The 3762-nt window shown below is 51.7% G+C and carries 1 tRNA gene and 2 rRNA genes; all 3 read right to left on the bottom strand.

What is annotated here, in order from left to right:
- Window positions 1–77, bottom strand: a tRNA-Met gene (locus tag QOL67_RS21735).
- A 156-nt stretch (window positions 78–233) separates the two neighbouring features.
- Window positions 234–348, bottom strand: a 5S ribosomal RNA gene (gene rrf / locus QOL67_RS21730).
- A gap of 138 nt (window positions 349–486) precedes the next feature.
- Window positions 487–3317 (bottom strand): 23S ribosomal RNA (locus tag QOL67_RS21725).
- Window positions 3318–3762: the final 445 nt, after the last annotated feature.

The raw sequence follows: 3762 nt of genomic DNA, 5'->3' as shown, positions 1-3762 counted from the left end.
TGGTTGCGGGAGTAGGATTTGAACCTACGACCTTCAGGTTATGAGCCTGACGAGCTACCGGGCTGCTCCATCCCGCGACGCTTTATGTTGGCCTACCGCCCGGGGGGCTCCTTGAGGCCAGCTTGATCTCTTTACCGGTTGGTTGTTGAGATCTGTCGCCTTCAGGACGTTTTTGGTGTTCTGAAGGTATTCTTTTTCATCGTAGAGAGATACGTATTGAGGTCGTTTATTAGGTTTGGCGATGACCTACTCTCCCACACCTTAAGATGCAGTACCATCGGCGCTACGGTGCTTAACGGCCGGGTTCGGGATGGGACCGGGTGTTTCACTCGCGCTATGATCACCAAACCGAGTAAACGGCCTCATGATAGTGTTGTTGTCCAAGTCAGTACGCTGATTGTGTTTTGTGTATGCTTTTGATGTGTCTCAGTTTTAGGCCCTACCGCTCTGCTACTTGAGGGCGGTAAAGTCTGTCTTTTACTGGATCAAATCAAGCCTATCGGACCATTAGTACCAGTCAACTGAATGCGTTACCGCACTTACATCTCTGGCCTATCGACGAGGTGGTCTACCTCGGTCCTCAGGGATACCTTGTTTTGAGGGGGGCTTCCCGCTTAGATGCCTTCAGCGGTTATCCTGTCCGATCATAGCTACCCAGCACTGCTCCTGGCGGAACAACTGGTACACCAGTGGATCGTTCACCCCGGTCCTCTCGTACTAGGGGCAACTCCTCTCAAGTATCCTACACCCACGGCAGATAGGGACCGAACTGTCTCACGACGTTCTAAACCCAGCTCACGTACCTCTTTAAACGGCGAACAGCCGTACCCTTGGGACCTGCTCCAGCCCCAGGATGAGATGAGCCGACATCGAGGTGCCAAACACTGCCGTCGATATGGACTCTTGGGCAGTATCAGCCTGTTATCCCCGGCGTACCTTTTATCCGTTGAGCGATGGCCCTTCCACTCGGGACCACCGGATCACTATGGCCGTCTTTCGACTCTGCTCGACTTGTCAGTCTCGCAGTCAGGCTGGCTTCTGCCATTGCACTCAACGAGCGATTTCCGACCGCTCTGAGCCAACCTTCGCGCGCCTCCGTTACGCTTTAGGAGGCGACCGCCCCAGTCAAACTACCCGCCACACAGGGTCCCGGATCCGGATAACGGACCGCGGTTAGACATCAAGCAGAGCAAGGGTGGTATCTCAAGGGAGGCTCCACGATGACTGGCGTCACCGCTTCAAAGCCCACCACCTATCCTGCACATGCTCGGCCTAATGCCAATGTGAAGCTGTAGTAAAGGTGCACGGGGTCTTTCCGTCTAACCGCGGGAAGCCTGCATCTTGACAGGCAATTCAATTTCGCTGAGTCTATCTTGGAGACAGCGGGGAAGTCGTTACGCCATTCGTGCAGGTCGGAACTTACCCGACAAGGAATTTCGCTACCTTAGGACCGTTATAGTTACGGCCGCCGTTTACCTGGGCTTCAATTCGGAGCTCTCACCCCTCCTTTTAACCTTCAGGCACCGGGCAGGCGTCAGACCCTATACGTCGTCTTGCGACTTCGCAGAGCCCTGTGTTTTTAGTAAACAGTCGCCACCCCCTGGTTTGTGCCCCCAGTCAATACTTACGTAGAAACTGGGCCTCCTTCTCGCGAACTTACGGAGGTATTTTGCCGAGTTCCTTCAAGATAGTTCTCTCAAGCGCCTTGGTATTCTCTACCAGTCCACCTGTGTTGGTTTAGGGTACGGTCTCATGGAGGGCTATTTCCAGGAACCTCTAAGCAGCCCATTCAATCCGATAAGGATGAACTACCTTCGAGATCCGTCACATCCTCCTGGCCTAGGAATATTAACCTAGTTCCCATCGCCTACGGCTTTCGCCCTCGGCTTAGGGGCCGGCTTACCCTGCTCAGATTAGCTTTAAGCAGGAACCCTTGGACTTTCGGCGAGAGTGTCTCTCACACTCTTTGTCGCTACTCATGTCATCATTCTCACTAGTGATCTCTCCACCGGATGGCTCACGCCCCGGCTTCATCGAAAGCTCCTATCCTCCAAGACACCCCGAAGGATGCTAAAGAGGATTGGAACTATGTCACACTACGCTCTGCTACCATGCACTATGTGCATCCTAGACTTCGGCTCATGGCTTGAGCCCCGTTACATCTTCGCCGCAGGACAACTTAATTAGACCAGTGAGCTGTTACGCTATCTTTAAAGGATGGCTGCTTCTAAGCCAACCTCCTGGTTGTTTTGGTCGTCCCACCTGCTTTCCCACTTAGCCATGAATTAGGGGCCTTAGTCGTAGGTCAGGGTTGTTTCCCTCTCCACTACGGACGTTAGCATCCGCAGTGTGTCTGCCGTATAGTACTCCCGGGTATTCGGAGTTTGATTAGGATCAGTAAGGCTGTAGGCCCCCATTACCCATTCAGTGCTCTACCCCCCGGGGTATTCGTACGACGCTCTACCTAAATAGATTTCGCAGAGAACCAGCTATCTCCGAGTTTGATTGGCCTTTCACCCCTAGGCACAGCTCATCCCGATCTTTTTCAACAGATGTGGGTTCGGTCCTCCAGTGCATGTTACTGCACCTTCAACCTGGCCATGCCTAGATCACTCGGTTTCGGGTCTGATCCACCTAACTCATGCGCCCTATTAAGACTCGCTTTCGCTGCGCCTACACCTAACGGCTTAAGCTTGCTAGATAGACCAAGTCGATGACCCATTATACAAAAGGTACGCCGTCAGCTCTCAAGGAGCCTCCGACTGATTGTAGGCGCTCGGTTTCAGGTACTGTTTCACTCCCCTCGTCGGGGTGCTTTTCACCTTTCCCTCACGGTACTGGTTCACTATCGGTCAGTAAGGAGTACTTAGCCTTCGAAGGTGGTCCTCCGATCTTCAGACAGAATTTCACGTGTTCCGCCCTACTTAATACGTCCTATCCTGCTTCTCATACGGGGCTATCACCCACTATGGCTGTGCTTCCCAACACATTCTGATCACATTCAAGGCTCGGCTGGTCCCCGTTCGCTCGCCGCTACTAGGGGAGTATCAATTGATTTCCTTTCCTCCGGGTACTTAGATGTTTCAGTTCCCCGGGTTTGCTCTTTTAAACCTATGTATTCAGTCTAAAAGTACCTGGTTCAGCAAGTTATAAGCAGTCCGAAGACTATTATAACAAACTGTCAGGTGGGTTCCCCCATTCAGAGATCCATGGATCAAAGCTTATTCTCAGCTCCTCATGGCTTATCGCAGAGTATCACGTCTTTCATCGCCTCTTACTGCCAAGGCATTCACCAAACGCCCTTCTCGCGCTTGATTTGATCCAGAAAGAGAAAGACTTGCGTCGTTCACGGCCTCACAAGCTGGTAAGCAATGAGGCCTCTATTTCCGAACCAAAAGCATACATTTTTTTCCCGCTCTTTATCCTGGACCCAGGCTTCTGAAGTCATTCAGACCCGCCTGGAAGATAAAGAACAATGAACAACGCTGATAGTCTCCCATCCGTGCAGGAGGCAGACGTCGTTGTTCGGGTTAGTGTACTTGACTTGGACAACGCTGCTTGTTTCAGCTGGCAGACATATGTGAGGTCGAGGAAACAACCTATGACACATGCTCGCTCCTTTCTGCGTTTCATCCCGAAGAATTACTAAACCATCCAAAGCACCAAACTGAGATCATCCCCTTACTTAGGGCGATCAACAGTGTTGTTTGTTATTCTGAGATTGCTCTCAAAATAACGTGTATCTCTCTAAACGATGTCAAA

Origin of the sequence: Shimia sagamensis (assembly GCF_900182745.1) — a bacterium.
Classification (GTDB): Bacteria; Pseudomonadota; Alphaproteobacteria; order Rhodobacterales; family Rhodobacteraceae; genus Shimia; species Shimia sagamensis.
The sequence above is the reverse complement of the archived record's forward strand: the minus strand, read 5'-3'. Positions and strand labels throughout refer to the sequence as shown.